This is a genomic window from Streptococcus sp. HMSC077D04 (genome assembly GCF_001808785.1).
In the GTDB taxonomy this organism is placed as follows: Bacteria; Bacillota; Bacilli; order Lactobacillales; family Streptococcaceae; genus Streptococcus; species Streptococcus mitis_BX.
Genome location: NZ_KV794547.1, coordinates 282493 through 307579, shown reverse-complemented (window position 1 = coordinate 307579; position 25087 = coordinate 282493). Strand labels below are relative to the sequence as shown.

The following is a 25087-nucleotide window of genomic DNA, read 5'->3' as shown; positions in this document are numbered from 1 at the left end:
AAAGGACACATTTCGTCCTTTCTTTTTTGATAGATATAGTTTTTCTTTTTAAAGAGAATTTTTTTACAAAAATTATTGGTTATTTTGTTTATTTATGCTATAATAGGAACAATTATTTTTAGGAGGTGCAGTATGTCTTATTTGTTTGAGATATTACCGAGTTTATTGAGCGGTGCAAGCATGACTTTGCAGGTTTTTGCACTGGTCTTGATTTTTTCTATTCCCTTGGGCGTTTTGATTGCCTTTGCCTTGCAAGTCCATTGGAAGCCCCTCCATCATCTGATTAATATTTATATTTGGATTATGCGGGGAACACCCTTGCTCTTGCAATTGATTTTTATCTATTATGTGCTGCCAAGCATTGGGATCCGTTTGGATCGTCTTCCTGCGGCCATTATTGCCTTTGTTTTGAATTATGCGGCTTACTTTGCTGAAATCTTCCGTGGAGGGATTGATACCATTCCTAAAGGTCAATATGAGGCTGCTAAGGTTTTGAAGTTTAGTCCCTTTGACACAGTTCGCTATATTATCTTGCCCCAAGTGACCAAGATTGTTCTTCCTAGTGTATTTAACGAAGTTATGAGTTTGGTCAAGGATACTTCTTTGGTCTATGCGCTAGGAATTTCAGACCTTATCCTGGCTAGTCGAACAGCTGCCAACCGTGATGCTAGTCTGGTCCCAATGTTCTTGGCAGGAGCCATTTACTTAATTTTAATTGGTATTGTGACTATTCTTGCCAAAAAAGTTGAGAAGAAGTACAGTTACTATAGATAGGAGGCTACTATGTTGGAATTACGAAATATCAATAAGGGCTTTGGTGAAAAGCAAATTTTATCTAATTTCAGTCTAAAAATTCCTGAAAAGCAAATCCTGGCTATCGTTGGGCCTTCTGGTGGAGGTAAGACAACTCTCTTACGCATGCTCGCAGGTCTTGAAACCATTGATTCAGGGGAAATTTTTTATAATGGAAAACCTTTAGAATTGGATGAACTGGAGAAGCGCAATCTACTGGGATTTGTATTCCAAGATTTTCAACTGTTCCCTCATTTATCAGTTCTAGACAATTTGACCTTATCGCCTGTGAAAACGATGGGAATGAAGCAGGATGAGGCTGAGCAGAAGGCGCGAGGTCTTTTGGAACAATTAGGACTGGCAGGACATGCAGATGCTTATCCCTTCTCACTATCAGGTGGGCAAAAGCAAAGGGTGGCCTTGGCGCGTGCTATGATGATTGACCCAGAAATCATTGGTTACGATGAACCAACTTCTGCCCTAGATCCTGAATTACGCTTGGAAGTGGAAAAACTGATCTTGCAAAATAGGGAACTTGGCATGACCCAGATTGTGGTTACCCATGATTTTCAGTTTGCTGAAAATATCGCAGATCAGATTCTCAAGGTTGAACCCAAGTAGGAGGTGCCAATGACTAATAAGAAAATTGCTTTAGTATTGGTTTCTCTCCTGACTCTCTTTTTAACGGCTTGTACTCAGAAAGCCAATGATCCAAAGCAGGATAACTGGGATAAGTATCAAGAGCAGGGGAGTATAACCATTGGTTTTGACAATACCTTTGTACCCATGGGATTTGAAGAAAAGAATGGCCAATATACAGGCTTTGATATTGACTTAGCACAAGCTGTCTCTGAAAAATTAGGTTTTAAGGTTCAATTTCAACCAATCGACTGGGATATGAAGGAGACAGAACTGCAAAATGGAACCATAGATGCCATCTGGAATGGCTATTCTGCCACTGATGAACGCCGAGAGAAGGTTGCTTTTAGCATTCCATACATGGAAAATCAGCAAGTTCTGGTTGCGAAGAAAAGCCAGCAGATCCATTCAGTAGAGGATATGAAGGATAAGACCTTGGGAGCCCAAGCAGGATCCTCTGGTTATCTAGAATTTGAAGCGCAGCCAGATTTATTGAAAAATCGTGTTAAAGACCAGAAGGCCAATCAATACCAGAGTTTCAATGAAGCCTTGATTGATTTGAAAAATGACCGGATTGATGCCTTGTTGATTGACCGAGTGTATGCTAATTACTATCTCCAGTCTGAAGGTATATTAAATGACTACAATGTCTTTTCAGCAGGATTTGAAAGTGAATCCTTTGCGGTCGGAGTCAGACCTGCTGACAAAATATTACTGCAAGCTTTAAATCAAGCCTTTGTTGAACTACATCAAGAAGGGAAGTTCCAAGAAATCAGCCAAAAATGGTTTGGAGAAGATGTGGCAACCAAAGAAGTGAAAAGTAGAGATTGAGTTTTTCCTCAGTCTCTTTTTGTATCGAAAAATCCTCTGGCAAGTACCAGAGGATAAGAGGTTATTTCATTGTTGGGAAGAGCAATACATCACGGATAGTGGTTGTGTCAGTGAGGAGCATGCAGAGACGGTCGATACCGATTCCCAAACCACCTGTTGGTGGCATACCGTATTCAAGAGCCTCGATGTAGTCATAGTCGATGCCTGTTGCTTCATCATCACCAAGTTCTTTGGCTTTAGCTTGGGCCTCAAAACGGCTAAGTTGATCGATTGGGTCGTTGAGCTCAGTAAAGGCATTACCGTACTCCTTAGTCATGATGAAGAGCTCGAAACGGTCAGTAAAACGTTGGTCTTCAGGATTTTTCTTAGCCAGTGGAGATACAGCTACTGGATGTCCATAGACAAAGGTTGGTTGGATCAAGGTTTCTTCAACAAACTCTTCAAAGAAGGCATTGATAATGTGACCAACTTCAGTGTAGTGTTTCTCAACTGGAACTTTCTTCTCAGCAGCGATAGCTTTAGCTTCTTCCAAAGTCATATCTTGCCAGAAATCTACACCAGTAATTTCCTTGATAGCATCCACCATGTGAACACGTTTAAATGGTTCGTTGATCTTGATTTCAGTACCTTGATAGTTAACAGGACCATCGCCTTTGACTGATTTAGCAGCATGTTGGATAATGCCTTCCGTCAAGTCCATGATGTCTTGGAAGTCAGCATAAGCTTGGTATACTTCGATAGAAGTAAATTCAGGGTTATGAGTAGCATCCATTCCTTCGTTACGGAAGATACGGCCAATTTCATAAACGCGTTCCATACCACCAACGATAAGGCGTTTTAAGTGAAGCTCAGTCGCAATACGAAGAACCATATCAATATTTTGGGCATTATGGTGGGTGATAAATGGACGGGCAGAAGCACCACCGGCTTCATTATGAAGAACAGGTGTTTCCACTTCAAGGAAACCTTTTTGGTCAAGATAACGACGGATTTCAGAAATGATTTTTGAACGAGTGACAAAGCGCTCAAAGCTTTCACGGTTAGAAATCAAGTCAAGGTAACGTTTACGGTAAATTGTTTCAACATCTGTCAAACCGTGGAATTTCTCAGGAAGTGGGCGAAGTGCTTTAGACAAGTGAGTGATGTGAGTAGCTTTGATAGAGAGTTCTCCCATATCTGTACGCATGACTTCACCTTCTACACCAAGGAAGTCACCAAGGTCTGCTTTTTTGAAGATTTCATAGTTTTCTTCACCGACAGCATCCTTACGAACGTAGATCTGAATTTGACCTTCGCGGTCTTGAAGGTGGGCAAAACCTACTTTACCTTTACCACGTTTGGTTACCAAGCGTCCTGCGATAGTAGCTGTTTCGTTTTTATCGTGTAATTGTTCTTTATCGAGGTCAGCAAATTTATCTTTTAATTCTTGTGAATTTGCAGTACGTTCAAAACGTTTTCCGAAAGGATCGATTCCTTGTTCACGGAGCGCAGCCATTTTTTCACGGCGAACGATCTGCTGGTCATTTAGTTCTTCCATATGTTCTGTTGACATGGGATCCTCCTAGTTTTACTCAAAATTGAATACGATGAGTCATTTTTTGCGATACTCCCATTTTATCATAAATAAGCAAGAAATTCACGGATAATCTTTCAAAACTAAAAAGAACTTGACACTATAATCAAGTTCTGTTATTGATAGGAAGTGTCATTCCAAGTATCGAGAGTGAATGTTTCAAAATCATGGGTTTCTAGAATGGTTAGGCTGGCATTTGCTAGACCGCCATCTTTACGAAGAAGTGGTTCTTTATATCCTAGAAGAGTACGAAGACTGGCAGTAAGATTGGCGCCGTGACCGACAATTAGAATACGCTCAGCTGGACTATCTTTTAATGATTTGATAAATTGGATGGTCCGTTGTGTTGTGCTATAGAGGGATTCGGCTCCAAACATTTGAGTGTCAAATTGAGCAAGATTAAATCGAAAAGCTTTGATTTGTTGCGGGTAAATAGCTTCCAAGGTTGCAATTTTCAAACCTTCCAACTTCCCCAGCTGCCATTCACGGAGATTAGGAACACTTTCTAAAGGACAGGGGGTCTGGAGTTGACTTTGGATAATCTCAGCAGATTTGACCGCTCGAGGTAAATCACTTGAATAAATCTGATCGAAAGGAACATCCTTGAGATACTGGCCAAGTCGTTTTAGGGTGTCAATGGATTCAGGAAGAAGGGGGGAATCTCCACTAGCACCTTGAAAGCGACCTTCTTGGTTCCAGAGGGTACGACCGTGGCGGACAAAGTAGAGTTTCATTCTTAGTTGCCCTCCAAGATATCTACAAAGTCAGCTTTTACAAAGCTAGCCAAGTCTTGCGGTGCGACGATAATGCTGTGACCAACTTCGCCTGCAGAGACAATCATTTGATCCAAGTCTAGAGCGATTTTATCGATAAAAATGGGATAATTGTGTTTCTGACGAATTCCGACAGGATTATTTGCTCCATGAATGTAACCAGTTGTTTTTTCCAAGTCTTTTTGTGGAATCATGCTCACTTTTTTATTGCCAGAAATTTTGGCTAGTTTCTTTTCAGACAAGTGTTGGGTGATAGGGACAATTCCGATAATCGGTCCTGTTTTATCTCCCAAAAGCGCCAAGGTTTTGAAAATCTGATTTCGTTCATAACCTTGAGGAAGCTTTCCTTCCAGGGCATTGATTTGAATCCCCTGATGTGGGATACCTGCTTTAGACAGGATTTGTTCCACCAATGTTTTTTTGATTTTAACTTTTTTTGCCATTATTTATACTTATCCTCCAATTGGCTCATCCAAATACCAAGCCAGATTCCCAGTGCAAAGAAGAAGGCAATGATGACATACCCAACAAGAGAAATACCGGTGTACTGGATACTTTCAGCATTTCCTGCATTTGGGATCAAGATCAAAAGGGTACTTGAAAGGACGATACCGATGATGAAATGATAGACACGTGAGTGGTAGTTGTTTAAGGCATAATCCATCAATTTTGAAAAAATGATGAGAGTTGCACCTGCACCGATTCCAATCGGGAAGAAGGTTCCCAAGAGGTCAAAGGTTTTAAAACCAGTCAACATAGGAGCATAGAGTCCCAAAATCAAAAGTAGGTTTGATGGACTGAGGCCAGGAACTAATACGCCAAGAGCCAGCAGTGTACCAGCTAGGACGAAATTAAGAAAGCTGGCGCTCAAGGTTCCAACGACAAAATTTAAGGCATAGAGTCCTAATCCAGAAATGATAAAGGTTATCCAGAACCAGACTAAATCAATCTTGTCTCGATCAGATTCTCGAGTTGATTCTTTGAGGAGGCTAGGAACTGTACCAATGATAGCTCCTGCAAAGCTCCATAAGACAAAGACCTGATAATTTTCAAGCAGGTATTCAATCGGATAGGAAAATAAGCCGATTCCCAGAAGCATACCAATGGCAACTGGAATAAAGTACAAAACATTTTCTTTAAAGTCTTTAAAGGGATGAGCCAGAAAACCAATCATTCGTTCATAAATTCCTAAGATTGCTGCTAGAACCCCTCCGGAAATTCCTGGTAAGATAAATCCCAGAGCAATGACAATCCCTTTAATAACGCGTGCTAACCATGAGAGCATATTTTTCCTCCAACTATTTCTATTTCAAAAAATCCTTACTATATTGTATCACAATCTAAAACAAAAAGAAAAAGCAAATGAGAAACAAATGCTTTTAAGGTGTTAAAAAGAGTCTTCTAAAGGTTTCTTCTTTATTTTTTAAAGAAGAGATGACGTTGATATCCAAATCGTGGTCAAAGCCAGCAATTTTTCCTTTAGAAGTGTACTGGTGAATGTCATAATCTATATCAGTCTTAGGAGTTGCCTCGTAAAATCCTGAGTCAGAACCATAGGAAGGAATCCACACAGACGTAAACTTGTCAGTATCAATACTGTGTTCTTCCATGAAATAGACCCCAACGTAGATTCCGATATTTTTAGCACCTAGTGATTCTAGTTTTGCACGAAAGGCTTCAACACCTTCGTTCATATTGGACATGGTTTTTTCTTCCACATCTAGCCAATAGTAGCTAGGGCTGTATGGCGATGCGGAATTATAAAAACTTTCAGCAGCCTTTTCCATTTCTTGGATACTTTTTCCAGCTACATAGGCATAGACCCCAACTGGGACATTTCGTTTTTGAAACTCGGTAATATGGGTTTTAAAGGCCTTGTCTACCCCATTAACAAAGGAAGCATCATTCTCTTTTGAAGACTGAGCGCCACTATGGACGCGAACAATAGCTCCTGAAATGTTTTGGGAGAGAGTATCGTAATTAATTTCCTCAGATCGTTGCCAACCAGAAACATCAATCACCGGTTTATCTATATTATGTAGCGCTTGCGATTCTACTTGCGCGATATTTGACTTTGTTTTTACAGGATGGTCCTCAAAACGAGGGCGATTTAGGATTAAAATGAAAATCATAATCCCAAAAAAACCAAACAAAATAAGCGGATTAATTTTCTTTCTCATATCTTATAATTTTACCTTATAAATGAAAAAAAATCAAAAAAAAATACTCAAAAAATGGGTTAATAGAGGACTTTAGAGCATTTTTTCATTCAAGAGCGCGGAATGATTTGAAATATGGTATAATAAAAGGGAATTTCTAGAGAAAAGAGAAGATTATGTCAAATTATGCCATTATTTTAGCAGCGGGTAAAGGAACTCGCATGAAATCGGATTTGCCAAAAGTTTTGCACAAGGTTGCGGGTATTTCTATGCTAGAACATGTTTTCCGTAGTGTGGGAGCTATCCAACCTGAAAAGACAGTCACAGTTGTCGGACACAAGGCAGAATTGGTTGAAGAGGTCTTGGCTGGACAGACAGAATTTGTAACTCAATCTGAACAGTTAGGGACTGGTCATGCGGTTATGATGACAGAGCCAATTTTGGAAGGTTTGTCAGGTCACACCTTGGTCATCGCAGGAGATACTCCTTTAATCACAGGTGAAAGCTTGAAAAACTTGATTGATTTCCACATCAATCATAAAAATGTGGCTACTATCTTGACTGCTGAAACAGATAATCCTTTTGGCTATGGACGAATTGTACGTAATGACAATGCTGAAGTTCTTCGCATTGTGGAGCAGAAGGATGCTACAGATTTTGAGAAACAAATCAAGGAAATCAATACTGGAACATATGTTTTTGATAACGAGCGTTTGTTTGAGGCTTTGAAAAATATCAATACCAATAACGCTCAAGGTGAATACTATATTACAGATGTCATTGGCATTTTCCGTGAAGCTGGTGAAAAAGTTGGCGCTTATACTTTGAAAGATTTTGATGAGAGTCTTGGAGTAAACGACCGTGTGGCTCTTGCGACTGCTGAGTCGGTTATGCGTCGTCGCATCAATCATAAACACATGGTCAATGGGGTCAGCTTTGTCAACCCAGAAGCAACTTATATCGATATTGATGTTGAGATTGCTCCTGAAGTTCAAATCGAAGCCAATGTTACCTTGAAAGGGCAAACGAAAATTGGTGCTGAGACTGTTTTGACAAATGGAACGTATATAGTGGATAGCACTATCGGAGCAGGAGCTGTTATTACCAACTCTATGATTGAGGAAAGTAGTGTTGCTGACGGTGTGACAGTCGGTCCTTATGCCCACATTCGTCCAGGTTCAAGTCTGGGTGCCCAAGTTCATATTGGAAACTTTGTTGAAGTTAAAGGTTCTTCAATCGGTGAGAATACCAAGGCTGGTCATTTGACTTATATCGGAAACTGTGAAGTGGGTAGCCATGTTAACTTTGGTGCTGGAACCATTACAGTCAACTATGACGGCAAAAACAAATACAAGACAGTCATTGGAAACAATGTCTTTGTTGGTTCAAACTCAACCATTATTGCGCCAGTAGAACTTGGTGACAATTCCCTCGTTGGTGCTGGTTCAACGATTACTAAAGACGTGCCGGCGGATGCTATTGCTATTGGTCGCGGTCGTCAGGTCAATAAAGACGAATATGCAACACGCCTTCCTCACCATCCTAAGAATCAGTAGGAGCCTATCATGGAATTTGAAGAAAAAACGCTTAGCCGAAAAGAAATCTATCAAGGGCCAATTTTTAAACTGGTCCAAGATCAGGTTGAATTACCAGAAGGAAAGGGAACTGCCCAACGGGATTTGATTTTCCACAATGGAGCTGTCTGTGTTTTAGCTGTAACGGATGAACAAAAACTCATCTTGGTCAAGCAGTACCGCAAAGCTATCGAGGCTGTCTCTTACGAAATTCCAGCCGGAAAGTTGGAAGTAGGAGAAAATACAGACCCTGTTGCAGCAGCTTTGCGTGAATTAGAGGAAGAAACAGCCTATACAGGGAAATTGGAACTCTTGTACGATTTTTACTCAGCCATCGGCTTTTGTAATGAAAAGTTAAAACTATACCTAGCAAGTGATTTGAAAAAGGTGGAAAATCCGCGTTCGCAGGATGAGGATGAAACATTGGAAGTTCTTGAAGTGAGCTTAGAAGAAGCCAAGGAATTAATCCAATCAGGTCATATCTGTGATGCCAAGACAATTATGGCTGTTCAGTATTGGGAATTGCACAAAAAATAGAGGAGGTCAGTATGGGTAAACCTTTATTAACGGATGAAATGATTGAAAGAGCTAATAGAGGCGAAAAAATTTCGGGTCCCCCTTTGCTTGATGACGAGGAAACCAAGATTTTACCAACCTCTTCTTCCCGTTTTGGTTATGCCAATCCTAAGGATCATGGTTTTAGCCAGGAAACCTTGAAGATTCAGGTCGAACCGTCTATTCATAAAAGCCGTCGCATTGAAAATACCAAGAGAAATGTCTTCAATTCTAAGTTAAATAAAATCTTATTCGCGGTCATCTTTCTCTTGATTTTGCTTGTCTTAGCAATGAAACTTTTGTAATAGAAAAGGAATTGAAATGAAAATAGGAATTATTGCGGCTATGCCAGAAGAACTGGCTTATCTGGTCCAGCATTTAGACAATGCCCAGGAGCAAGTTGTTTTAGGCAATACCTATCATACAGGAACCATTGCCTCGCATGAAGTCGTTCTTGTAGAGAGTGGAATTGGTAAGGTCATGTCTGCTATGAGTGTGGCAATTTTAGCTGATCATTTCCAGGTGGACGCTTTGATTAACACAGGATCTGCTGGGGCAGTGGCAGAAGGTATTGCTGTTGGTGATGTTGTGATTGCTGACAAATTAGCCTATCATGATGTGGATGTCACAGCTTTTGGCTATGCTTATGGACAAATGGCGCAACAACCGCTTTATTTCGAATCAGATAAAACCTTTGTTGCTAAAATCCAAGAGAGTTTATCTCAATTGGATCAGAACTGGCATCTTGGTTTGATTGCTACAGGAGATAGTTTTGTTGCAGGAAATGACAAGATAGAAGCTATTAAGTCCCATTTCCCAGAAGTTTTGGCCGTGGAGATGGAGGGGACAGCTATTGCTCAGGCAGCGCATGCTCTTAATCTTCCAGTTTTAGTTATTCGAGCTATGAGTGACAATGCCAACCATGAAGCAAACATCTCTTTTGATGAGTTTATTATCGAAGCTGGACGTCGCTCTGCCCAAGTCTTGTTAGCCTTTTTGAAGGCTTTAAATTAAGCGAAAATTTGACAGTTTTTCTAGCTTATGATAAGATTTAAGTAAAGAAAAGCTAGAAAACGTTTCAGAGGATATTATGAGTATTGAAATGACCGTCAGTGAGATTGCAGAGGTCTTAGGATTATCTCGCCAAGCAATCAATAACCGTGTCAAAGAATTACCAGAAGAAGACACAGATAAAAATGACAAAGGGGTAACAGTCGTTACCAGAAGTGGCTTGATTAAGCTAGAAGAAATCTATAAAAAAACGATTTTTGAAGATGAGCCTGTCAGTGAAGATGTCAAGCAGCGTGAACTGATGGAGATTCTGGTTGATGAGAAGAATGCTGAAATTCTTCGTCTCTATGAACAATTAAAAGCCAAGGATCGTCAGTTATCAGAAAAAGACGAGCAGATGCGTATCAAAGACCGTCAGATTGCTGAGAAAGACAAACAACTCGATCAGCAGCAACAATTGACCCTTCAAGCCATGAAGGATCAAGAAAATCTTAAGCTAGAGCTGGACCAAGCAAAAGAAGAAGTCCAATCAACTAAGAAAGGCTTTTTTGCTCGTTTATTTGGAGGATAATCAAGGAGCTGTTTAGGTTAAATGCTAACCTGATGGCTTCTTTTGTTTCTAATAGTATAGTTGCTCAATTAATACTCAATGAAAATCAAAGAGCAAACAATGAAGCTAGCCGCAGGTTGCTCAAAACACTGTTTTGAGGTTGCAGATAGAACTGACGAAGTCAGTAACCATACCTACGGCAAGGCGACGTTGACGTGGTTTGAATTTGATTTTCGAAGAGTATAAAATAACAGTATAGGAGAGGTATAGAATGGAACGATTAGAAGATTACATTGCTTTTGACTTAGAATTTAATCAGCATGAAGGGCAAACACACTTGATTCAAGTATCGGCAGTGCATTTTAGAGATGGTCAGGAAATAGATGCCTATGATTCTTATGTTCATACCAGTGTACCTCTAAAAAGTTTTATCAATGGTTTGACTGGGATTACAGCCGAGACCTTAAAAGATGCTCCTCCAGTGGAGAAAGTTATAAAAGATTTCCAAGAGTTTGTGGGTTCTTTACACATGGTTGGCTACAATGCTGCTAAAAGTGATTTGCCTATTCTAGCAGAGCATGGTTTAGACTACAGCCTGCAATATAAGGTGGATTTGTATGATGAAGCTTTTGAACGTCGGAGTTCGGATTTACATGGTATTGCCAATCTCAAATTGCAAACCGTTGCCTCCTTTCTTGGATTTCAAGGTCAGTCTCATAATAGCTTAGAGGATGCACGGATGACAGCGCGTGTTTACGAGTCCTTTCTAGAGTCGGATCAAGCTAGAGAATTGTTAGGGGCAGAAAGTAGCCTCTCGAATAATCCTTTTGGAGGCTTGGACTTGTCTCAATTATTTGACTAGGAGTACCTATGAAACCTGAAAAACCTAAAAATCTAGGTTTTAAGCAGATATACTTTAATCTAGATAAAATTCTCTTTCTCTTTTTCTTGACTTTCATGATGATTGAGTTTGTCTGGTTACCATCAAATTCTTGGATTGCTGGACTTTTGCTCCGTCAGACAGGCTATCTCTTTCTTTCTTACAATAATATTTTTGCAATTATAACGGGTTCACCCTTTATTAGTCTTGCTTTATTTGTTCTGGTAATTGTTAATTTATTGGTCGCCTATTACCAGATAGGACTTCTCTTTATTGGTGCTCGGCATTTATTATGTCATGAAAAGAGAACCTTGCTAGAGTACAGTCGCAAGGTCTTTCACCAAAGTTTCTTGTTTATGAAGCAAGTCACGCTTGCAAAGATAGCCTTTATCTTCTTTTATGTCATGATGCTCTTTCCATTGATTCGAAAGATTTTAAAGATTTATTACCTCAATAAAATTGTCATTCCGGACTTTATCGTTGATTATGTGGAAGACAAGTATTGGCTAGTAGGTATAGTGGTTACTATTCTGGCTTTACTGCTATTTTACATTTCAGTGCGTTTCATGTTTGCCCTACCTCAGCTTTTATTTGAAAAGAAAACAGTCAAAGAAGCTGTCAGATACAGTCTAGAGAAGACAAGAAAGCACTCCTGGTTTTATACTTGGAACTTGCTTTGGATTGTCGTCAAAACCTACCTATTTTTCATTCTTCTGTTGATTCCAATCCTAGCAAGTCAAGTGCTGATGGATGGTCTGACTCATAAGGAATCTCTTGTACTGGGAATTATCAACTTTGTCTTGATTAAGAATTTCCACTACATAGCCTTGACTTATTTTCTCATTAAGTTTGTTTCCTTCCTAACAGGAGAAGAACTAGAGATCACACCAAGGAGAAAGAAAGATCACTGGATGAGATGGGGAGTGATGGGCTGTGCTTGTATCTTTTTCGCTCTTGAGGGTTATGTTTATTTGGAAGCTCCAGTGGCCAATAAACCTTTAATTATCTCTCACAGGGGAGTATCCAATAAGAATGGTGTGCAGAATACAGTTCAATCTTTAGAAAAGACAGCCCAACTAAGTCCAGACTTTGTTGAGACAGATGTTCAGGAAACGAAAGATGGCCAGTTTGTCATGATGCATGATGCCAATATCAAGAATCTGACAGGTGTTAATGCCAATCCACAGGATCTAACTTTGAAAGAATTAACCAAACTCGATATTTCAGAAAATGGTTATCATAGCAAGGTGTCCAGTTTTGATGACTACCTCAATAAAGCCAATGAATTGCATCAAAAACTTCTTATTGAGATTAAAACCAGTCGAAAAGATAGCCCTGATATGATGAAACGCTTTATGGAAAAATATGGAACGGTTCTTAAGCAGAATGGTCACCAAATTCAATCCTTGGACTACCATGTGATTGATCAGGTTTTAGCCTACGATTCTCAAATTCCAATCTATTTCATCCTACCTTATAATAGTATTTTTCCAAGAACCAAGGCTACAGGTTATACCATGGAGTATTCAACTTTAGATGAAAATTTTGTCAACAAGCTTTGGAATACCGATCAGAAATTGTACGTTTGGACCATCAATAGTTCAGAGTCCTTTGATAAATCAGTTCATTTGGGAGCAGATGGAATGATAACAGATGACTTGGAAATGATTCAAGATCAGGTTACTATTGCCCAAGAAGACCCAGAGTATACTGATTTGCTTTTCAAACAGGCTATGGAATTCTTTAATTTTTAGTAAGCAAAAAGAGCCTGATACAAAATAGTTCTCAACCACAAAAAAGCAACGGCAAATACGTTGCTTTTTTGGAGATAAGGGACTATTGTCCTAGGCTCAGTCTTGAGATAAGGTCCTTAGAAACTCGTATTCTGAGGATTTTATTTTAAATCAGAGGTTGGCTCTCGCCAACCTTATTTGATATAGAGTTCTTGATTTTTTAGGACAATTTCTCGTACGCTTGCAAACTTTTTGAGTTTTTTGATTTCTTCTGGATGAGTGACGAGAGTGATAACATAACCTTCCTTGCCCATACGACCTGTACGGCCAGCACGGTGAGTATATGTTTCGATATCTCTAGGGACATCAAAGTTTACAACACATTCGAGGCTATCAATATCAATTCCACGTGCCAAAAGGTCAGTTGCAAGAAGCAGGGTTAGTTGCTTATCTTTAAACTTTTCTAAGATGACTTTTCTAAATTTGACATTGACATCACTAGCTAGAGAAACAGCCAAGATATCCCGATACTGTAATTTTTCCTCTGCGCTTCCAAGGTCTGATAGGCTGTTAAAGAAGACTAGTCCGCGGAAATCCTCTACATGAGCCAGTTTTCGTAGCATATCCACTCGGTGACGCTGGTCTACCTGCATATAGAAATGTTGAATGTTGTCCAATTTTTGGTCAGAGAGATCAATGGTTCGCGTGTTAGATGCAATCTTTTCTTGGTCAAACTTGGTTGTCGCACTCATGTAGATGAGTTGATGGTCACGAGGTGCGTAGTGAGTGATTTTCTCGACAAAGTGTATCTGAGAATCATCAAGTAACTGGTCAAATTCATCCAGAATGATGGTTTCCACATTCATCATCTTGATTTTTTTCAATTTAATCAACTCAAAGATACGGCCAGGGGTTCCAATCAGAATTTCTGGTCCTTTTTTGAGTCGTTTAATTTGGCGTTTCTGACTTGAACCTGATAAGAATAGTTGTGCTGTCAAACCGATAGCTTCTGCCCACGTTTTACATACATCAAAAATCTGTCCAGCAAGTTCTGTATTTGGTGCTAGAATCAAGAGTTGTTGCGCTTTTTTCTTTTGTAGTCTGAGAAGACTTGGTAGGAGGTAAGATAGGGTCTTACCAGTTCCTGTTGGGCTCACTCCCAGGAGATTTTCTCCTGCAAGAAGTGGCTCAAATAGTTGAGTTTGAATGGGGGTAAATTCTTGGAAACCAAGTTGGTCGCTCAGTTCTTGCCATTCAGTCGGTAGTTTAGTTTTCATTTTCTGCCTCAAATCTAATGCCAGCAGTCTGGCGCATGGTATATAGTAGCTCATGAACAGAGCCTGCATCGTCCAGCCAATTCTGGTAGAGCATCTGGTCTGGTTGCTGGATCATCTGTGCAAATGCAGCGACTTCCTCAGTCATCGTATGAGGAGCCTGTTGGATAGGGAGCTGGACTTGATTTCCTTGGTGGTCGCTAAAAATAGCTGAGCGGACATGTTCAATCGTGTTGAGTGTCAAGGTTCCATCTGCTGTATAAATCTCACAAGGGAGATTGGAAGTGATGTTTTTTCCAGCCTTGATATGAACTTGATAGTCTGGGTAGAAGAGGATTCCGTCACCATTTAGGTCAATGCTATTGTCAAGCTGTTGAGCCTGATAGGTTGCATCCTTAGCTTTTCCAAAGAGACGAACGGCAGCGTAGAGGGGATAAATCCCCAAATCCATAAGGGCTCCTCCAGCAAAATGGTTTGAAAAGACGTTAGGTGTCTGTCCAGTCAATAAGTCCGGCATCTTGGAAGAATACTTGGCATAGTTGAAATCTGCCCCTAACACTTGCTTGTCTGCTAAGAAGTTTTTGATAGTTGTGAAAGCTTCCTCGTGATAATTACGAGCTGCTTCGAAGATAAAACAGTGATTTTTCTCAGCTGTATGTCTCAAATCCAGCCATTCTTGTGGCTGCGTGACAGCTGGCTTTTCAAGAATAACGTGTTTAGCAGCAGACAAGGCAGCTTGTGACTGAGCAAAATGCAAGGAGTTTGGACTAGCAATATAGACTACATCAAAAGAGCTCTTGAAGAAGTCCTCTACTTGATCAAAGAGTTGGATATCCTGATAGTGAGAAGCAAAGGTTGTTGCAGTTTCTAGTTTTCTAGAATAGACTGCGACAAGCTGGTATTCTCCGCTGGTATGGGCTGCTTCTATGAAGTGATGGCTGATAGCCCCTGTTCCGATGACACCTAATTTAAGCATAGTTACTCCTTTTCCGATTTCAAATCCTTCTTTCATTATAACATAGATAGACGGGACTATCCAACAGAGGGGAAAAAATTTCAAATAAGCTACTAGGACTTTCCCAAAGAAAGTGGTACAATAATGAGATGAGTAAATGAAATGGGAGGGAAAATGAGGTTATTACCTATAAGAAAAATATCACGTCAGTCTAAGAGGCTAGCGCTTTTTTTGACTTTTTGTGCAGGATATGTAGACGCCTATACTTTTATTGTGCGAGGGAACACTCTTGTAGCTGGACAAACTGGGAATGTTGTCTTTCTTTCAGTAGAATTAATCCAGAATAATGTTTCAGATGTTAGGGACAAGGTTCTCACCTTACTAGCTTTTATGATGGGTGTCTTTTTATTAACTGTTTATAAGGAAAAATTGAGAATTGTGAAAAAACCGATTCTGTCACTGATTCCTTTGGCAATCTTATCAATCATTATTGGTTTTGTGCCTCAGACTGTGGATAATATCTATCTAGTACCGCCCTTGGCCTTCTGTATGGGACTGGTGACAACTGCTTTCGGAGAAGTGTCGGGTATTGCTTATAATAATGCCTTTATGACAGGAAATATCAAGCGGACCATGCTGGCTTTTGGAGATTATTTCCGAACCAAGCACACTCCTTTTTTGCGTGAAGGGTTCATATTTGTTAGCCTGCTTACTAGTTTTGTCCTTGGCGTTGTCTTTTCAGCCTATTTGACGATTTTTTATCAGGAAAAGACCATTCTTGGTGTTCCTATTATGATGAGTATTTTTTATCTCAGTATGCTTTTTGCCTCGTGGCAGAAAAAAGTAAAAGAAAAAGCTTGATTTTAGGTGTTATTACTTGTAAGAAAATAGGAGATATGCTATACTTGAAGAGTTGACTATGCACGATCCTGTGCAACCGCACGAACATCGTTGCTCGTCGTATAACAAATTTAAACTTCGTCATTGTCGCCTTGCCTAACATAAGTTATGTCTTCGGCTCAATTCCTAGTTTATTCTTTGTTATACTTAGAGCTCTTCTTTTAAGTGGTTCGTCCCACGATGCTAGGCGAGTCTTCACAAAAAAATCGGGGAAACCCATAAAAATCATAGGAGGTGCATAATGAGCACATACGCAATTATCAAAACTGGCGGAAAACAAGTTAAAGTTGAAGTTGGTCAAGCAGTTTACGTTGAAAAATTGAACGTTGAAGCTGGTCAAGAAGTTACTTTTAACGAAGTTGTTCTTGTTGGTGGTGAAAACACTGTTGTCGGAACTCCACTTGTTGCTGGAGCTACTGTAGTTGGAACTGTTGAAAAACAAGGAAAACAAAAGAAAGTTGTTACTTATAAGTACAAACCTAAAAAAGGTAGCCACCGTAAACAAGGTCACCGTCAACCATATACTAAAGTTGTCATCAACGCAATCAACGCTTAATTTTAAGGAGAACACATGATACAGGCAGTCTTTGAGAGAGCCGAAGATGGCGAGCTGAGGAGTGCGGAAATTACTGGACACGCCGAGAGTGGCGAATACGGCTTTGATGTCGTGTGTGCATCGGTTTCTACGCTTGCCATTAACTTTATCAATTCCATTGAAAAATTTGCAGGCTATGAACCAATCCTAGAATTAAACGAAGATGAAGGTGGCTATCTGATGGTTGAAATTCCAAAAGATCTTCCTTCACACCAGAGAGAAATGACCCAGTTATTCTTTGAATCATTTTTCTTAGGCATGGCAAACTTATCGGAGAACTCTTCTGAGTTCGTCCAAACCAGAGTTATCACAGAAAACTAACACGGAGGAAAACATTATGTTAAAAATGACTCTTAACAACTTGCAACTTTTCGCCCACAAAAAAGGTGGAGGTTCTACATCAAACGGACGTGATTCACAAGCGAAACGTCTTGGAGCTAAAGCAGCTGACGGACAAACTGTAACAGGTGGATCAATCCTTTACCGTCAACGTGGTACACACATCTACCCAGGTGTAAACGTTGGACGTGGTGGAGACGATACTTTGTTCGCTAAAGTTGAAGGCGTAGTACGCTTTGAACGTAAAGGACGCGATAAAAAGCAGGTTTCTGTTTACCCAATCGCTAAATAAAAAGGTCCAGTGAACCTTTTTATCCCGAGCCTTGAAATGAAAAGGCGAGGAAGCTAGAAATAGCATTAAATAAGGCTTTCCGAGATTTCGGAGAGCCTATTTTTTTGGTTTGGTACCCATTTTGCTACCCATATTATGGGAATTGAATTTGCATCATATTATAAACGGTAAATCAAAAAGATTTGCTGTTTTTATTTGCTTGAAATCAGATAAGAACTGAAAAAGAGATTATTCTAATTCTTGTATTGAGACGTTAGAGTCTTTATTGAGACTTAAAAATTTCCTGACTTTTTTCCTTTTTAGAAAACTTCTAAAATATGGTATAATGAACAGATAGAGAAGTTGGAGGTAGAAGATGAACATTCAACAATTACGCTATGTTGTGGCCATTGCCAATAGTGGTACTTTCCGTGAAGCAGCTGAAAAGATGTATGTTAGTCAGCCGAGTCTGTCTATTTCTGTTCGTGATTTGGAAAAAGAGTTGGGCTTTAAGATTTTCCGTCGGACTAGTTCAGGGACTTTCTTGACCCGTCGTGGTATGGAATTCTATGAAAAAGCGCAAGAATTGGTTAAAGGATTTGATATTTTTCAAAATCAGTATGCCAATCCTGAGGAAGAAAAGGATGAATTTTCCATTGCTAGCCAGCACTATGACTTCTTGCCACCAACCATTACGGCATTTTCAGAGCGTTATCCTGATTATAAGAACTTCCGTATTTTTGAATCAACTACTGTTCAAATCTTAGACGAAGTGGCTCAAGGGCATAGTGAGATTGGGATTATCTACCTCAACAATCAAAATAAAAAGGGGATTATGCAACGGGTTGAAAAGCTAGGCCTTGAAGTCATTGAATTGATTCCTTTCCATACCCATATTTATCTCCGTGAGGGGCATCCTTTAGCCCAGAAAGAGGAATTGGTCATGGAGGATTTAGCTGATCTACCAACGGTTCGTTTCACTCAAGAGAAAGACGAGTACCTTTATTATTCAGAGAACTTTGTTGATACCAGCGCTAGCTCGCAGATGTTCAATGTGACAGACCGTGCTACTTTGAATGGTATTTTGGAGCGGACGGACGCTTATGCGACAGGTTCTGGATTTTTAGATAGTGACAGCGTCAATGGCATCACAGTTATTCGTCTCAAGGATAACCTAGATAATCGCATGGTCTATGTTAAACGTGAGGAAGTGGAGCTTAGTCAGGCTGGAACTCTTTTCGTAGAAGTCATGCAAGAATATTTTGATCAGAAGAGGAAATCATGAAAAAAAGAGGAATAGTGGCAGTCGTTGTACTGCTTTTGATTGCGCTAGATCAGTTAGTCAAATCCTATATCGTCTGGCAGATTCCACTGGGTGAGGTTCGTTCGTGGATACCCAATTTCGTTAGCTTGACCTACCTGCAAAATCGAGGGGCAGCCTTCTCCATGTTACAAGATCAGCAGTGGTTATTTGCTATCATTACACTGGTTGTTATGGTAGGTGCCATTTGGTATCTGCATAAACACATGGAGGACTCACTCTGGATGGTCTTGGGTTTGACTTTGATTATTGCGGGTGGTCTTGGAAACTTTATTGACAGGATCAGTCAGGGCTTTGTTGTGGATATGTTCCACCTTGACTTTATTAATTTTGCAATTTTCAATGTGGCAGATAGCTATCTGACTGTTGGAGTGATTATTTTATTGATTGCAATGCTAAAAGAGGAAACAAATGGAAATTAAAATTGAAACTGGTGGCCTGCGTTTGGATAAGGCTTTGTCGGATTTGACAGAATTATCACGTAGTCTCGCGAATGAACAAATTAAATCAGGACAGGTCTTGGTCAATGGGCAAGTCAAGAAAGCTAAGTACACGGTCCAAGAGGGCGATGTGGTCACTTATCATGTGCCAGAACCAGAGGTCTTAGAGTATGTGGCTGAAGATATTCCTCTAGAAATAGTCTACCAAGATGAGGACGTGGCCGTCGTTAACAAGCCTCAGGGGATGGTTGTGCATCCGAGTGCTGGTCATACTAGTGGAACTCTGGTAAATGCCCTCATGTACCATATCAAGGACTTGTCGGGTATCAATGGGGTTCTGCGTCCAGGAATTGTTCACCGTATTGATAAGGATACATCAGGCCTTCTCATGATTGCTAAAAACGATGAGGCGCATCTAGCACTTGCCCAAGAACTCAAGGATAAAAAGTCTCTCCGCAAATATTGGGCGATTGTTCATGGAAATCTGCCCAATGATCGTGGTGTGATTGAAGCTCCGATTGGCCGTAGTGAAAAAGACCGTAAGAAACAGGCTGTGACTGCTAAAGGGAAGCCTGCAGTGACACGTTTCCACGTTTTGGAACGCTTTGGTGATTATAACTTAGTGGAGCTGCAGCTGGAAACAGGCCGCACCCATCAAATCCGTGTTCACATGGCTTATATTGGTCATCCAGTCGCTGGTGATGAAGTCTATGGTCCTCGCAAGACTTTGAAAGGACATGGACAATTTCTTCATGCCAAGACTTTAGGTTTTACTCATCCGAGAACAGGTGAGATTTTGGAATTTACAGCAGATATCCCAGAGATTTTTAAGGAAACATTGGAGAGATTGAGAAAGAATTAGACGTGATAAAAGGTTGAGATGACTTGTCTCGACCTTTTTCCTATCAACTCTTTTCTATTTCCTACCATTCATGTTATAATGGATAGATATGAAGAATCGGAGTGAGACTATGAAATACAAACGGATTGTTTTTAAGGTGGGGACTTCTTCTCTAACGAATGAGGATGGAAGTCTGTCACGTAGCAAAGTGAAGGTTATTACTCAACAATTGGCTATGTTACATGAGGCAGGCCATGAATTAATCCTAGTATCTTCTGGAGCGGTTGCTGCTGGTTTTGGGGCCTTAGGATTTAAAAAGCGTCCGACTAAGATTGCTGATAAACAGGCTTCAGCAGCGGTAGGGCAGGGTCTTTTATTGGAAGAATACACGACCAATCTTCTTCTTCGTCAGATTGTATCAGCTCAGATTTTGTTGACACAGGATGATTTTGTCGATAAACGTCGTTATAAAAATGCTCATCAGGCTTTATCAGTCCTTCTTAGTCGTGGAGCCATTCCTATCATCAATGAGAATGATAGTGTTGTTATTGATGAGCTCAAGGTTGGGGATAATGATACTCTAAGTGCCCAGGTAGCAGCAATGGTTCAAGCAGACCTTTTAGTTCTCCTGACAGATGTGGACGGTCTCTACACTGGAAATCCTACTTCGGATCCAAAAGCCAAACGCTTGGAGCGAATCGAGACCATCAATCGTGAGATTATCGATATGGCTGGTGGAGCTGGTTCTTCAAACGGAACTGGGGGCATGCTAACAAAAATCAAGGCTGCGACTATCGCAACAGAATCGGGAGTTCCAGTTTATATCTGTTCATCATTGAAGGCAGATGCCATGATTGAGGCGGCTGAGGAGACCAAGGATGGTTCCTACTTTGTTGCGCAAGAGAAGGGGCTTCGTACCCAGAAACAATGGCTGGCCTTTTATGCTCAGAGCCAAGGTTCTATTTGGGTAGATAAAGGGGCTGCAGAAGCTCTCTCTCAACATGGCAAGAGTCTCCTTTTATCTGGTGTTGTTGACGCAGAAGGATCCTTTTCTTATGGTGATATCGTGACAGTATTTGACAAGGAAAGTGGAAAATCACTTGGGAAAGGGCGCGTGCAATTTGGAGCATCTGCTTTGGAAGATATGTTGCGTTCTCAAAAAGCCAAGGGTGTCTTGATTCACCGTGATGACTGGATTTCCATTACTCCTGAAATCCAACTGCTCTTTACAGAATTTTAGAGGTAAACTATGGTAAGTACACAAGAACAATTTGAACAGGTACAGGCTGTTAAAAAATCGATCAACACAGCTAGTGAAGAGGTGAAAAACCAAGCCTTGCTAGCTCTGGCTGATCACTTAGTGGCTGCTACTGAGGAAATTTTAGCGGCTAATGCCCTCGATATGGAAGCGGCCAAGGGGAAAATCTCAGATGTTATGTTGGATCGTCTGTATTTGGATGCAGGGCGTATAGAAGCAATGGCAACTGGGATTCGTGAAGTGGTTGCTTTACCAGATCCAATCGGTGAAGTTTTGGAAACAAGTCAGCTTGAAAATGGCTTGGTTATCAGCAAGAAACGGGTGGCTATGGGGGTTATCGGTATTATCTATGAAAGCCGTCCAAATGTGACGTCTGACGCGGCTGCTTTGGCTCTCAAGAGTGGAAATGCGGTTGTTCTTCGTAGTGGGAAGGATGCCTATCAAACTGCCCATGCCATTGTTAAAGCCTTGAAAAAAGGTTTGGAGACAACGCCCATTCATCCAGATGTGATTCAACTAGTGGAAGATACTAGCCGTGAAAGTAGCTATGCTATGATGAAGGCCAAGGGTTATCTAGACCTGCTCATTCCTCGTGGGGGGGCTGGTTTGATCAATGCAGTGGTTGAAAATGCTATTGTACCAGTTATCGAGACAGGAACAGGCATTGTCCATGTTTATGTGGACAAGGATGCAGATGAAGACAAGGCACTGTCTATTATCAACAATGCTAAAACCAGTCGTCCTTCTGTCTGTAATGCCATGGAGGTTCTGCTGGTTCATGAAGACAAGGCAGCAAGCTTCCTTCCTCGTTTGGAGCAAGTGCTAGTTGCAGATCGAAAAGAAGCTGGACTGGAACCAATTCAATTCCGCTTGGATAGTAAAGCAAGTCAGTTTGTTTCAGGTCAAGCAGCTGAGGCTCAAGACTTTGATACCGAGTTTTTAGATTATGTCCTAGCTGTTAAGGTTGTGAGCAGTCTAGAAGAAGCGGTTGCGCACATTGAAGCTCACAGTACCCATCATTCGGATGCCATTGTGACGGAAAATGCTGAAGCTGCAGCTTACTTTACAGATCAAGTGGATTCTGCAGCGGTTTATGTCAATGCCTCAACGCGTTTCACTGACGGTGGGCAATTTGGTCTTGGATGTGAGATGGGGATTTCTACTCAGAAACTGCACGCGCGTGGTCCAATGGGCTTGAAAGAGTTGACTAGCTACAAGTATGTGGTTACGGGTGACGGACAGATAAGGGAGTAAGAGATGAAGATTGGATTTATCGGTTTGGGAAATATGGGAGCTAGCTTGGCTAAGGCTGTTTTGCAGGCCAAGACGGGTGCTCAGATTCTCCTTGCCAATCGTAGTCAAGCCAAGGTGGATTCTTTCATTGCCGACTTTGGCGGTCAAGCTTCTAGCAATGAAGAAATATTTGCAGAAGCAGATGTGATTTTTCTAGGAGTTAAGCCAGCTCAGTTTTCTGAACTGCTTTCTCAATACCAGCCCATTCTTGAAAAACGAGAGAGTCTTCTTTTGATTTCGATGGCAGCCGGATTGACTTTAGAAAAACTAGCGAGTCTTATTCCAAGTCAACACCGAATTATTCGTATGATGCCAAATACCCCTGCTTCTATCGGTCAAGGAGTGATTAGTTATGCCTTGTCTCCTAATTGTAAGACTGAGGACAGTGAGCTCTTTTGTCAGTTATTAGCAAATGCTGGCCTCTTGGTTGAACTAGGAGAAGGCTTAATCGATGCTGCGACAGGGCTTGCAGGCTGTGGGCCAGCCTTTGTCTATCTCTTTATTGAGGCCTTGGCAGATGCAGGTGTTCAGACTGGATTGACACGAGAAACGGCCTTGAAAATGGCGGCTCAAACTGTGGTAGGAGCTGGTCAATTGATCCTAGAAAGCCAAGAGCATCCTGGAGTATTGAAAGACCAAGTATGTAGCCCAGGCGGTTCGACTATCGCTGGTGTAGCGAGTCTAGAAGCGCATGCTTTTCGAGGAACAGTCATGGATGCAGTTCATCAAGCATACAAACGAACACAAGAACTAGGTAAATAAGAGGTAGATTTGTCTGCCTCTTTTATGGTGTTTGATACTCTTCGAAAATCTCTTCAAACTGCGTCAGCTTCCATCTGCAACCTCAAAACAGTGTTTTGAGCAACCTGCGGCTAGCTTACTAGTTTGCTCTTTGATTTTCATTGAGTATGAAATGAGAAGACAAAAAGATTGTCACAAACCCCTATTTTTTTGATAGAATAGAAGTAGTAAAAAAGAAATGAGTTAGACATGTCAAAAGGATTTTTAGTCTCTCTTGAGGGACCAGAGGGAGCAGGCAAGACTAGTGTTTTAGAGGCTCTGCTCCCAATTTTACAGGAAAAAGGGATGGAGGTACTGACGACCCGTGAGCCAGGCGGAGTCTTGATTGGGGAGAAGATTCGGGAAGTGATTTTGGATCCAAGTCATACTCAGATGGATGCTAAAACAGAGCTTTTGCTCTATATCGCCAGTCGCAGACAGCACTTGGTGGAAAAAGTTCTTCCAGCCCTTGAAGATGGCAAGTTGGTCATTATGGATCGTTTTATCGATAGTTCTGTTGCCTATCAAGGATTTGGTCGTGGTTTGGACATTGATGCCATTAATTGCCTCAATCAGTTTGCGACAGATGGCCTCAAACCTGATTTGACGCTTTATTTTGACATTGAGGTGGAAGAGGGACTGGCTCGCATTGCTGCTAATAGTGACCGTGAGGTCAATCGCTTGGACTTGGAAGGGTTGGACTTGCACAAAAAAGTTCGTCAAGGCTATCTTTCTCTTCTTGACAAAGAAGGAAATCGCATTGTCAAGATTGATGCCAGTCTCCCTTTGGAACAAGTTGTGGAAACTACCAAGGATATCTTGTTTGATAGAATGGGCTTGGCTAAATGAAACAAGAAGAATTAAAGGCTTGGCAACCAGACCAGTTTGACCGCTTTGTCCGTATTCTAGAACAAGACCAGCTCAATCACGCCTATCTCTTTTCAGGTTTCTTTGGAAGCTTGGAAATGGCGCAGTTTTTGGCTAAGAGCCTCTTTTGTACGGATAAAGTAGGCGTTTTACCATGTGAGAAATGCCGAAATTGCAAGCTGATTGAACAGGAAGAGTTTTCAGATGTTACCTTGATTAAGCCAGTCAATCAGGTCATCAAGACAGAACGTATTCGTGAATTGGTGGGACAATTTTCTCAAGCAGGGATTGAAAGTCAGCAACAGGTCTTTATTATCGAGCAAGCTGAGAAAATGCATCCCAACGCAGCTAACTCTCTGCTCAAGGTCATCGAAGAACCCCAGAGTGAGGTTTACATTTTCTTCTTGACTAGCGATGAGGAAAAGATGTTGCCGACCATCCGTAGTCGAACCCAGATTTTCCATTTTAAAAAGCAAGAAGAAAAACTCATCTTGCTCTTAGAACAAATGGGACTGGTTAAGAAAAAAGCAACTCTTTTAGCCCAGTTTAGTCAATCGCGAGCTGAAGCAGAAAAGTTGGCTAATCAGGCAAGTTTTTGGACCTTGGTCGATGAAAGTGAACGCCTGTTGACTTGGTTAGTGGCTAAGAAAAAAGAAAGTTATTTGCAAGTTGCCAAACTAGCTAGCTTGGCAGATGATAAGGAAAAACAAGATCAGGTTTTACGGATTCTTGAAGTCCTCTGTGGGCAGGACCTCCTGCAAGCAAGAGTAAGAGTGATTCTACAAGATTTGCTAGAAGCTAGAAAAATGTGGCAAGCTAATGTCAGCTTTCAAAATGCCATGGAATACCTGGTCTTGAAAGAAATATAAACTCAAAGATGAAT

At 40.9% G+C, this 25087-nt stretch carries 29 protein-coding genes, 1 pseudogene and 1 other annotated feature; of the genes and pseudogenes, 22 read left to right on the top strand and 8 right to left on the bottom strand.

The genetic code is table 11. The features are described from left to right. The first annotated feature begins 132 nt into the window (after positions 1–132). From HMPREF2701_RS08550 to HMPREF2701_RS08540, 3 genes are read left to right on the top strand one after another with little or no spacing between them, the layout of a single operon-like run. Positions 133–774, top strand: coding sequence for an amino acid ABC transporter permease (locus tag HMPREF2701_RS08550; protein WP_049487112.1), 642 nt, complete (start codon positions 133–135; stop codon positions 772–774). A 9-nt stretch (positions 775–783) separates the two neighbouring features. Continuing rightward, positions 784–1413 (top strand): amino acid ABC transporter ATP-binding protein, encoded by a 630-nt coding sequence (locus HMPREF2701_RS08545; RefSeq protein WP_061589969.1) that lies wholly within the window; start codon positions 784–786, stop codon positions 1411–1413. A gap of 9 nt (positions 1414–1422) precedes the next feature. Next, positions 1423–2262, top strand: a complete 840-nt coding sequence (locus tag HMPREF2701_RS08540) for an amino acid ABC transporter substrate-binding protein (protein ID WP_061589968.1) — start codon at positions 1423–1425, stop codon at positions 2260–2262. Positions 2263–2323: 61 nt separating this feature from the next. Here HMPREF2701_RS08540 and lysS read toward each other — a convergent pair whose 3' ends face one another. The 5 genes from lysS to HMPREF2701_RS08515 all read right to left on the bottom strand — a co-directional run bounded on the left by lysS (position 2324) and on the right by HMPREF2701_RS08515 (position 6788). Continuing rightward, positions 2324–3814, bottom strand: a complete 1491-nt coding sequence (gene lysS, locus HMPREF2701_RS08535; RefSeq protein ID WP_050207953.1) for a lysine--tRNA ligase — start codon at positions 3812–3814, stop codon at positions 2324–2326. Between the two features lie 137 nt (positions 3815–3951). Continuing rightward, entirely contained in the window at positions 3952–4569 is a 618-nt protein-coding gene (locus HMPREF2701_RS08530; RefSeq protein WP_061589967.1) for a histidine phosphatase family protein, read from the bottom strand. 2 nt (positions 4570–4571) lie between these two features. Then, on the bottom strand, positions 4572–5051 hold the full coding sequence (locus HMPREF2701_RS08525; RefSeq protein WP_061589966.1) for an aminoacyl-tRNA deacylase: 480 nt from the start codon (positions 5049–5051) through the stop codon (positions 4572–4574). After that, complete coding sequence (locus HMPREF2701_RS08520; RefSeq protein ID WP_049552079.1) at positions 5051–5893, bottom strand: DUF368 domain-containing protein; 843 nt, start codon at positions 5891–5893, stop codon at positions 5051–5053. Before HMPREF2701_RS08520 ends, HMPREF2701_RS08525 begins: the two co-directional genes overlap by 1 nt. A gap of 94 nt (positions 5894–5987) precedes the next feature. Then, positions 5988–6788 (bottom strand): glycoside hydrolase family 25 protein, encoded by an 801-nt coding sequence (locus HMPREF2701_RS08515; RefSeq protein ID WP_070482762.1) that lies wholly within the window; start codon positions 6786–6788, stop codon positions 5988–5990. A 155-nt stretch (positions 6789–6943) separates the two neighbouring features. Here HMPREF2701_RS08515 and glmU point away from each other — a divergent pair, with 155 nt between their 5' ends. The 7 genes from glmU to HMPREF2701_RS08475 all read left to right on the top strand — a co-directional run bounded on the left by glmU (position 6944) and on the right by HMPREF2701_RS08475 (position 13091). Further along, on the top strand, positions 6944–8323 hold the full coding sequence (gene glmU / locus HMPREF2701_RS08510; protein WP_020901745.1) for a bifunctional UDP-N-acetylglucosamine diphosphorylase/glucosamine-1-phosphate N-acetyltransferase GlmU: 1380 nt from the start codon (positions 6944–6946) through the stop codon (positions 8321–8323). Positions 8324–8332: 9 nt separating this feature from the next. Continuing rightward, a complete protein-coding gene (locus HMPREF2701_RS08505) occupies positions 8333–8878 on the top strand; it encodes an NUDIX hydrolase (RefSeq protein ID WP_061589964.1) in 546 nt (181 codons plus the stop codon). A gap of 11 nt (positions 8879–8889) precedes the next feature. Beyond that, positions 8890–9201, top strand: coding sequence for a cell wall synthase accessory phosphoprotein MacP (gene macP / locus HMPREF2701_RS08500; RefSeq protein ID WP_000517861.1), 312 nt, complete (start codon positions 8890–8892; stop codon positions 9199–9201). A gap of 16 nt (positions 9202–9217) precedes the next feature. Next, positions 9218–9910: a 5'-methylthioadenosine/adenosylhomocysteine nucleosidase gene (locus HMPREF2701_RS08495; RefSeq protein WP_061589963.1), complete on the top strand. Its 693-nt coding sequence runs from the start codon at positions 9218–9220 to the stop codon at positions 9908–9910. Between the two features lie 76 nt (positions 9911–9986). Then, positions 9987–10478: a chromosome segregation protein RocS gene (rocS, locus tag HMPREF2701_RS08490; RefSeq protein WP_000021242.1), complete on the top strand. Its 492-nt coding sequence runs from the start codon at positions 9987–9989 to the stop codon at positions 10476–10478. A 250-nt stretch (positions 10479–10728) separates the two neighbouring features. Next, positions 10729–11319: a 3'-5' exonuclease gene (locus HMPREF2701_RS08480; protein ID WP_049551919.1), complete on the top strand. Its 591-nt coding sequence runs from the start codon at positions 10729–10731 to the stop codon at positions 11317–11319. Positions 11320–11327: 8 nt separating this feature from the next. Then, positions 11328–13091: a glycerophosphoryl diester phosphodiesterase membrane domain-containing protein gene (locus HMPREF2701_RS08475; RefSeq protein WP_061589962.1), complete on the top strand. Its 1764-nt coding sequence runs from the start codon at positions 11328–11330 to the stop codon at positions 13089–13091. A gap of 173 nt (positions 13092–13264) precedes the next feature. Here HMPREF2701_RS08475 and HMPREF2701_RS08470 read toward each other — a convergent pair whose 3' ends face one another. Next, positions 13265–14347 (bottom strand): DEAD/DEAH box helicase, encoded by a 1083-nt coding sequence (locus tag HMPREF2701_RS08470; protein ID WP_070482756.1) that lies wholly within the window; start codon positions 14345–14347, stop codon positions 13265–13267. Then, entirely contained in the window at positions 14337–15320 is a 984-nt protein-coding gene (locus tag HMPREF2701_RS08465) for a Gfo/Idh/MocA family protein (protein WP_070482753.1), read from the bottom strand. The genes HMPREF2701_RS08470 and HMPREF2701_RS08465 overlap by 11 nt, the downstream gene beginning before the upstream one ends. Before the next feature lie 153 nt (positions 15321–15473). On the opposite strand from HMPREF2701_RS08465, the gene HMPREF2701_RS08460 reads away from it, so the two are divergent. The 4 genes from HMPREF2701_RS08460 (at position 15474) to rpmA (ending at position 17425) form a co-directional block, all read left to right on the top strand. Further along, positions 15474–16160 (top strand): YoaK family protein, encoded by a 687-nt coding sequence (locus tag HMPREF2701_RS08460; RefSeq protein WP_070482750.1) that lies wholly within the window; start codon positions 15474–15476, stop codon positions 16158–16160. Positions 16161–16224: 64 nt separating this feature from the next. Then, positions 16225–16404, top strand: a sequence feature (ribosomal protein L21 leader region). 36 nt (positions 16405–16440) lie between these two features. Beyond that, complete coding sequence (gene rplU / locus HMPREF2701_RS08455) at positions 16441–16755, top strand: 50S ribosomal protein L21 (protein ID WP_000109141.1); 315 nt, start codon at positions 16441–16443, stop codon at positions 16753–16755. A 15-nt stretch (positions 16756–16770) separates the two neighbouring features. Further along, positions 16771–17115: a ribosomal-processing cysteine protease Prp gene (locus HMPREF2701_RS08450; RefSeq protein ID WP_000613694.1), complete on the top strand. Its 345-nt coding sequence runs from the start codon at positions 16771–16773 to the stop codon at positions 17113–17115. A gap of 16 nt (positions 17116–17131) precedes the next feature. Next, positions 17132–17425 (top strand): 50S ribosomal protein L27, encoded by a 294-nt coding sequence (gene rpmA, locus HMPREF2701_RS08445; RefSeq protein ID WP_000916509.1) that lies wholly within the window; start codon positions 17132–17134, stop codon positions 17423–17425. 273 nt (positions 17426–17698) lie between these two features. On the opposite strand, the pseudogene HMPREF2701_RS11565 reads toward rpmA, so the two are convergent. Further along, positions 17699–17788 (bottom strand): annotated as a pseudogene (locus HMPREF2701_RS11565) (AraC family transcriptional regulator); the annotation flags it as partial. Between HMPREF2701_RS11565 and HMPREF2701_RS08440 the strand changes: the two are divergent. From HMPREF2701_RS08440 to HMPREF2701_RS08405, 8 genes are all read left to right on the top strand, one after another. Continuing rightward, positions 17781–18689, top strand: coding sequence for a LysR family transcriptional regulator (locus HMPREF2701_RS08440; RefSeq protein ID WP_001025693.1), 909 nt, complete (start codon positions 17781–17783; stop codon positions 18687–18689). The pseudogene HMPREF2701_RS11565 and the gene HMPREF2701_RS08440 sit on opposite strands and share 8 nt — an antisense overlap. Continuing rightward, complete coding sequence (gene lspA, locus HMPREF2701_RS08435) at positions 18686–19147, top strand: signal peptidase II (RefSeq protein ID WP_061589960.1); 462 nt, start codon at positions 18686–18688, stop codon at positions 19145–19147. Before HMPREF2701_RS08440 ends, lspA begins: the two co-directional genes overlap by 4 nt. After that, positions 19137–20027, top strand: a complete 891-nt coding sequence (locus HMPREF2701_RS08430; RefSeq protein WP_061589959.1) for an RluA family pseudouridine synthase — start codon at positions 19137–19139, stop codon at positions 20025–20027. Before lspA ends, HMPREF2701_RS08430 begins: the two co-directional genes overlap by 11 nt. A 109-nt stretch (positions 20028–20136) precedes the next feature. After that, positions 20137–21246 (top strand): glutamate 5-kinase, encoded by a 1110-nt coding sequence (gene proB / locus HMPREF2701_RS08425; RefSeq protein ID WP_061589958.1) that lies wholly within the window; start codon positions 20137–20139, stop codon positions 21244–21246. Between the two features lie 9 nt (positions 21247–21255). Further along, entirely contained in the window at positions 21256–22518 is a 1263-nt protein-coding gene (locus tag HMPREF2701_RS08420; protein ID WP_061589957.1) for a glutamate-5-semialdehyde dehydrogenase, read from the top strand. Positions 22519–22521: 3 nt separating this feature from the next. Next, positions 22522–23319 (top strand): pyrroline-5-carboxylate reductase, encoded by a 798-nt coding sequence (proC, locus tag HMPREF2701_RS08415; RefSeq protein ID WP_061589956.1) that lies wholly within the window; start codon positions 22522–22524, stop codon positions 23317–23319. 228 nt (positions 23320–23547) lie between these two features. Then, positions 23548–24186: a dTMP kinase gene (gene tmk / locus HMPREF2701_RS08410; protein ID WP_061589955.1), complete on the top strand. Its 639-nt coding sequence runs from the start codon at positions 23548–23550 to the stop codon at positions 24184–24186. Continuing rightward, on the top strand, positions 24183–25073 hold the full coding sequence (locus HMPREF2701_RS08405; protein ID WP_061589954.1) for a DNA polymerase III subunit delta': 891 nt from the start codon (positions 24183–24185) through the stop codon (positions 25071–25073). The genes tmk and HMPREF2701_RS08405 overlap by 4 nt, the downstream gene beginning before the upstream one ends. Positions 25074–25087 lie beyond the last annotated feature (14 nt).

What these genes read in the sequence shown, in the direction of transcription:
- HMPREF2701_RS08550 (WP_049487112.1), top strand. Translation starts at nt 133, where the DNA reads ATGTCTTATTTGTTTGAGATATTACCGAGTTTATTGAGCGGTGCAAGC.
- HMPREF2701_RS08545 (WP_061589969.1), top strand. Translation starts at nt 784, where the DNA reads ATGTTGGAATTACGAAATATCAATAAGGGCTTTGGTGAAAAGCAAATT.
- HMPREF2701_RS08540 (WP_061589968.1), top strand. Translation starts at nt 1,423, where the DNA reads ATGACTAATAAGAAAATTGCTTTAGTATTGGTTTCTCTCCTGACTCTC.
- lysS (WP_050207953.1), bottom strand. Translation starts at nt 3,814, where the DNA reads ATGTCAACAGAACATATGGAAGAACTAAATGACCAGCAGATCGTTCGC.
- HMPREF2701_RS08530 (WP_061589967.1), bottom strand. Translation starts at nt 4,569, where the DNA reads ATGAAACTCTACTTTGTCCGCCACGGTCGTACCCTCTGGAACCAAGAA.
- HMPREF2701_RS08525 (WP_061589966.1), bottom strand. Translation starts at nt 5,051, where the DNA reads ATGGCAAAAAAAGTTAAAATCAAAAAAACATTGGTGGAACAAATCCTG.
- HMPREF2701_RS08520 (WP_049552079.1), bottom strand. Translation starts at nt 5,893, where the DNA reads ATGCTCTCATGGTTAGCACGCGTTATTAAAGGGATTGTCATTGCTCTG.
- HMPREF2701_RS08515 (WP_070482762.1), bottom strand. Translation starts at nt 6,788, where the DNA reads ATGAGAAAGAAAATTAATCCGCTTATTTTGTTTGGTTTTTTTGGGATT.
- glmU (WP_020901745.1), top strand. Translation starts at nt 6,944, where the DNA reads ATGTCAAATTATGCCATTATTTTAGCAGCGGGTAAAGGAACTCGCATG.
- HMPREF2701_RS08505 (WP_061589964.1), top strand. Translation starts at nt 8,333, where the DNA reads ATGGAATTTGAAGAAAAAACGCTTAGCCGAAAAGAAATCTATCAAGGG.
- macP (WP_000517861.1), top strand. Translation starts at nt 8,890, where the DNA reads ATGGGTAAACCTTTATTAACGGATGAAATGATTGAAAGAGCTAATAGA.
- HMPREF2701_RS08495 (WP_061589963.1), top strand. Translation starts at nt 9,218, where the DNA reads ATGAAAATAGGAATTATTGCGGCTATGCCAGAAGAACTGGCTTATCTG.
- rocS (WP_000021242.1), top strand. Translation starts at nt 9,987, where the DNA reads ATGAGTATTGAAATGACCGTCAGTGAGATTGCAGAGGTCTTAGGATTA.
- HMPREF2701_RS08480 (WP_049551919.1), top strand. Translation starts at nt 10,729, where the DNA reads ATGGAACGATTAGAAGATTACATTGCTTTTGACTTAGAATTTAATCAG.
- HMPREF2701_RS08475 (WP_061589962.1), top strand. Translation starts at nt 11,328, where the DNA reads ATGAAACCTGAAAAACCTAAAAATCTAGGTTTTAAGCAGATATACTTT.
- HMPREF2701_RS08470 (WP_070482756.1), bottom strand. Translation starts at nt 14,347, where the DNA reads ATGAAAACTAAACTACCGACTGAATGGCAAGAACTGAGCGACCAACTT.
- HMPREF2701_RS08465 (WP_070482753.1), bottom strand. Translation starts at nt 15,320, where the DNA reads ATGCTTAAATTAGGTGTCATCGGAACAGGGGCTATCAGCCATCACTTC.
- HMPREF2701_RS08460 (WP_070482750.1), top strand. Translation starts at nt 15,474, where the DNA reads ATGAGGTTATTACCTATAAGAAAAATATCACGTCAGTCTAAGAGGCTA.
- rplU (WP_000109141.1), top strand. Translation starts at nt 16,441, where the DNA reads ATGAGCACATACGCAATTATCAAAACTGGCGGAAAACAAGTTAAAGTT.
- HMPREF2701_RS08450 (WP_000613694.1), top strand. Translation starts at nt 16,771, where the DNA reads ATGATACAGGCAGTCTTTGAGAGAGCCGAAGATGGCGAGCTGAGGAGT.
- rpmA (WP_000916509.1), top strand. Translation starts at nt 17,132, where the DNA reads ATGTTAAAAATGACTCTTAACAACTTGCAACTTTTCGCCCACAAAAAA.
- HMPREF2701_RS08440 (WP_001025693.1), top strand. Translation starts at nt 17,781, where the DNA reads ATGAACATTCAACAATTACGCTATGTTGTGGCCATTGCCAATAGTGGT.
- lspA (WP_061589960.1), top strand. Translation starts at nt 18,686, where the DNA reads ATGAAAAAAAGAGGAATAGTGGCAGTCGTTGTACTGCTTTTGATTGCG.
- HMPREF2701_RS08430 (WP_061589959.1), top strand. Translation starts at nt 19,137, where the DNA reads ATGGAAATTAAAATTGAAACTGGTGGCCTGCGTTTGGATAAGGCTTTG.
- proB (WP_061589958.1), top strand. Translation starts at nt 20,137, where the DNA reads ATGAAATACAAACGGATTGTTTTTAAGGTGGGGACTTCTTCTCTAACG.
- HMPREF2701_RS08420 (WP_061589957.1), top strand. Translation starts at nt 21,256, where the DNA reads ATGGTAAGTACACAAGAACAATTTGAACAGGTACAGGCTGTTAAAAAA.
- proC (WP_061589956.1), top strand. Translation starts at nt 22,522, where the DNA reads ATGAAGATTGGATTTATCGGTTTGGGAAATATGGGAGCTAGCTTGGCT.
- tmk (WP_061589955.1), top strand. Translation starts at nt 23,548, where the DNA reads ATGTCAAAAGGATTTTTAGTCTCTCTTGAGGGACCAGAGGGAGCAGGC.
- HMPREF2701_RS08405 (WP_061589954.1), top strand. Translation starts at nt 24,183, where the DNA reads ATGAAACAAGAAGAATTAAAGGCTTGGCAACCAGACCAGTTTGACCGC.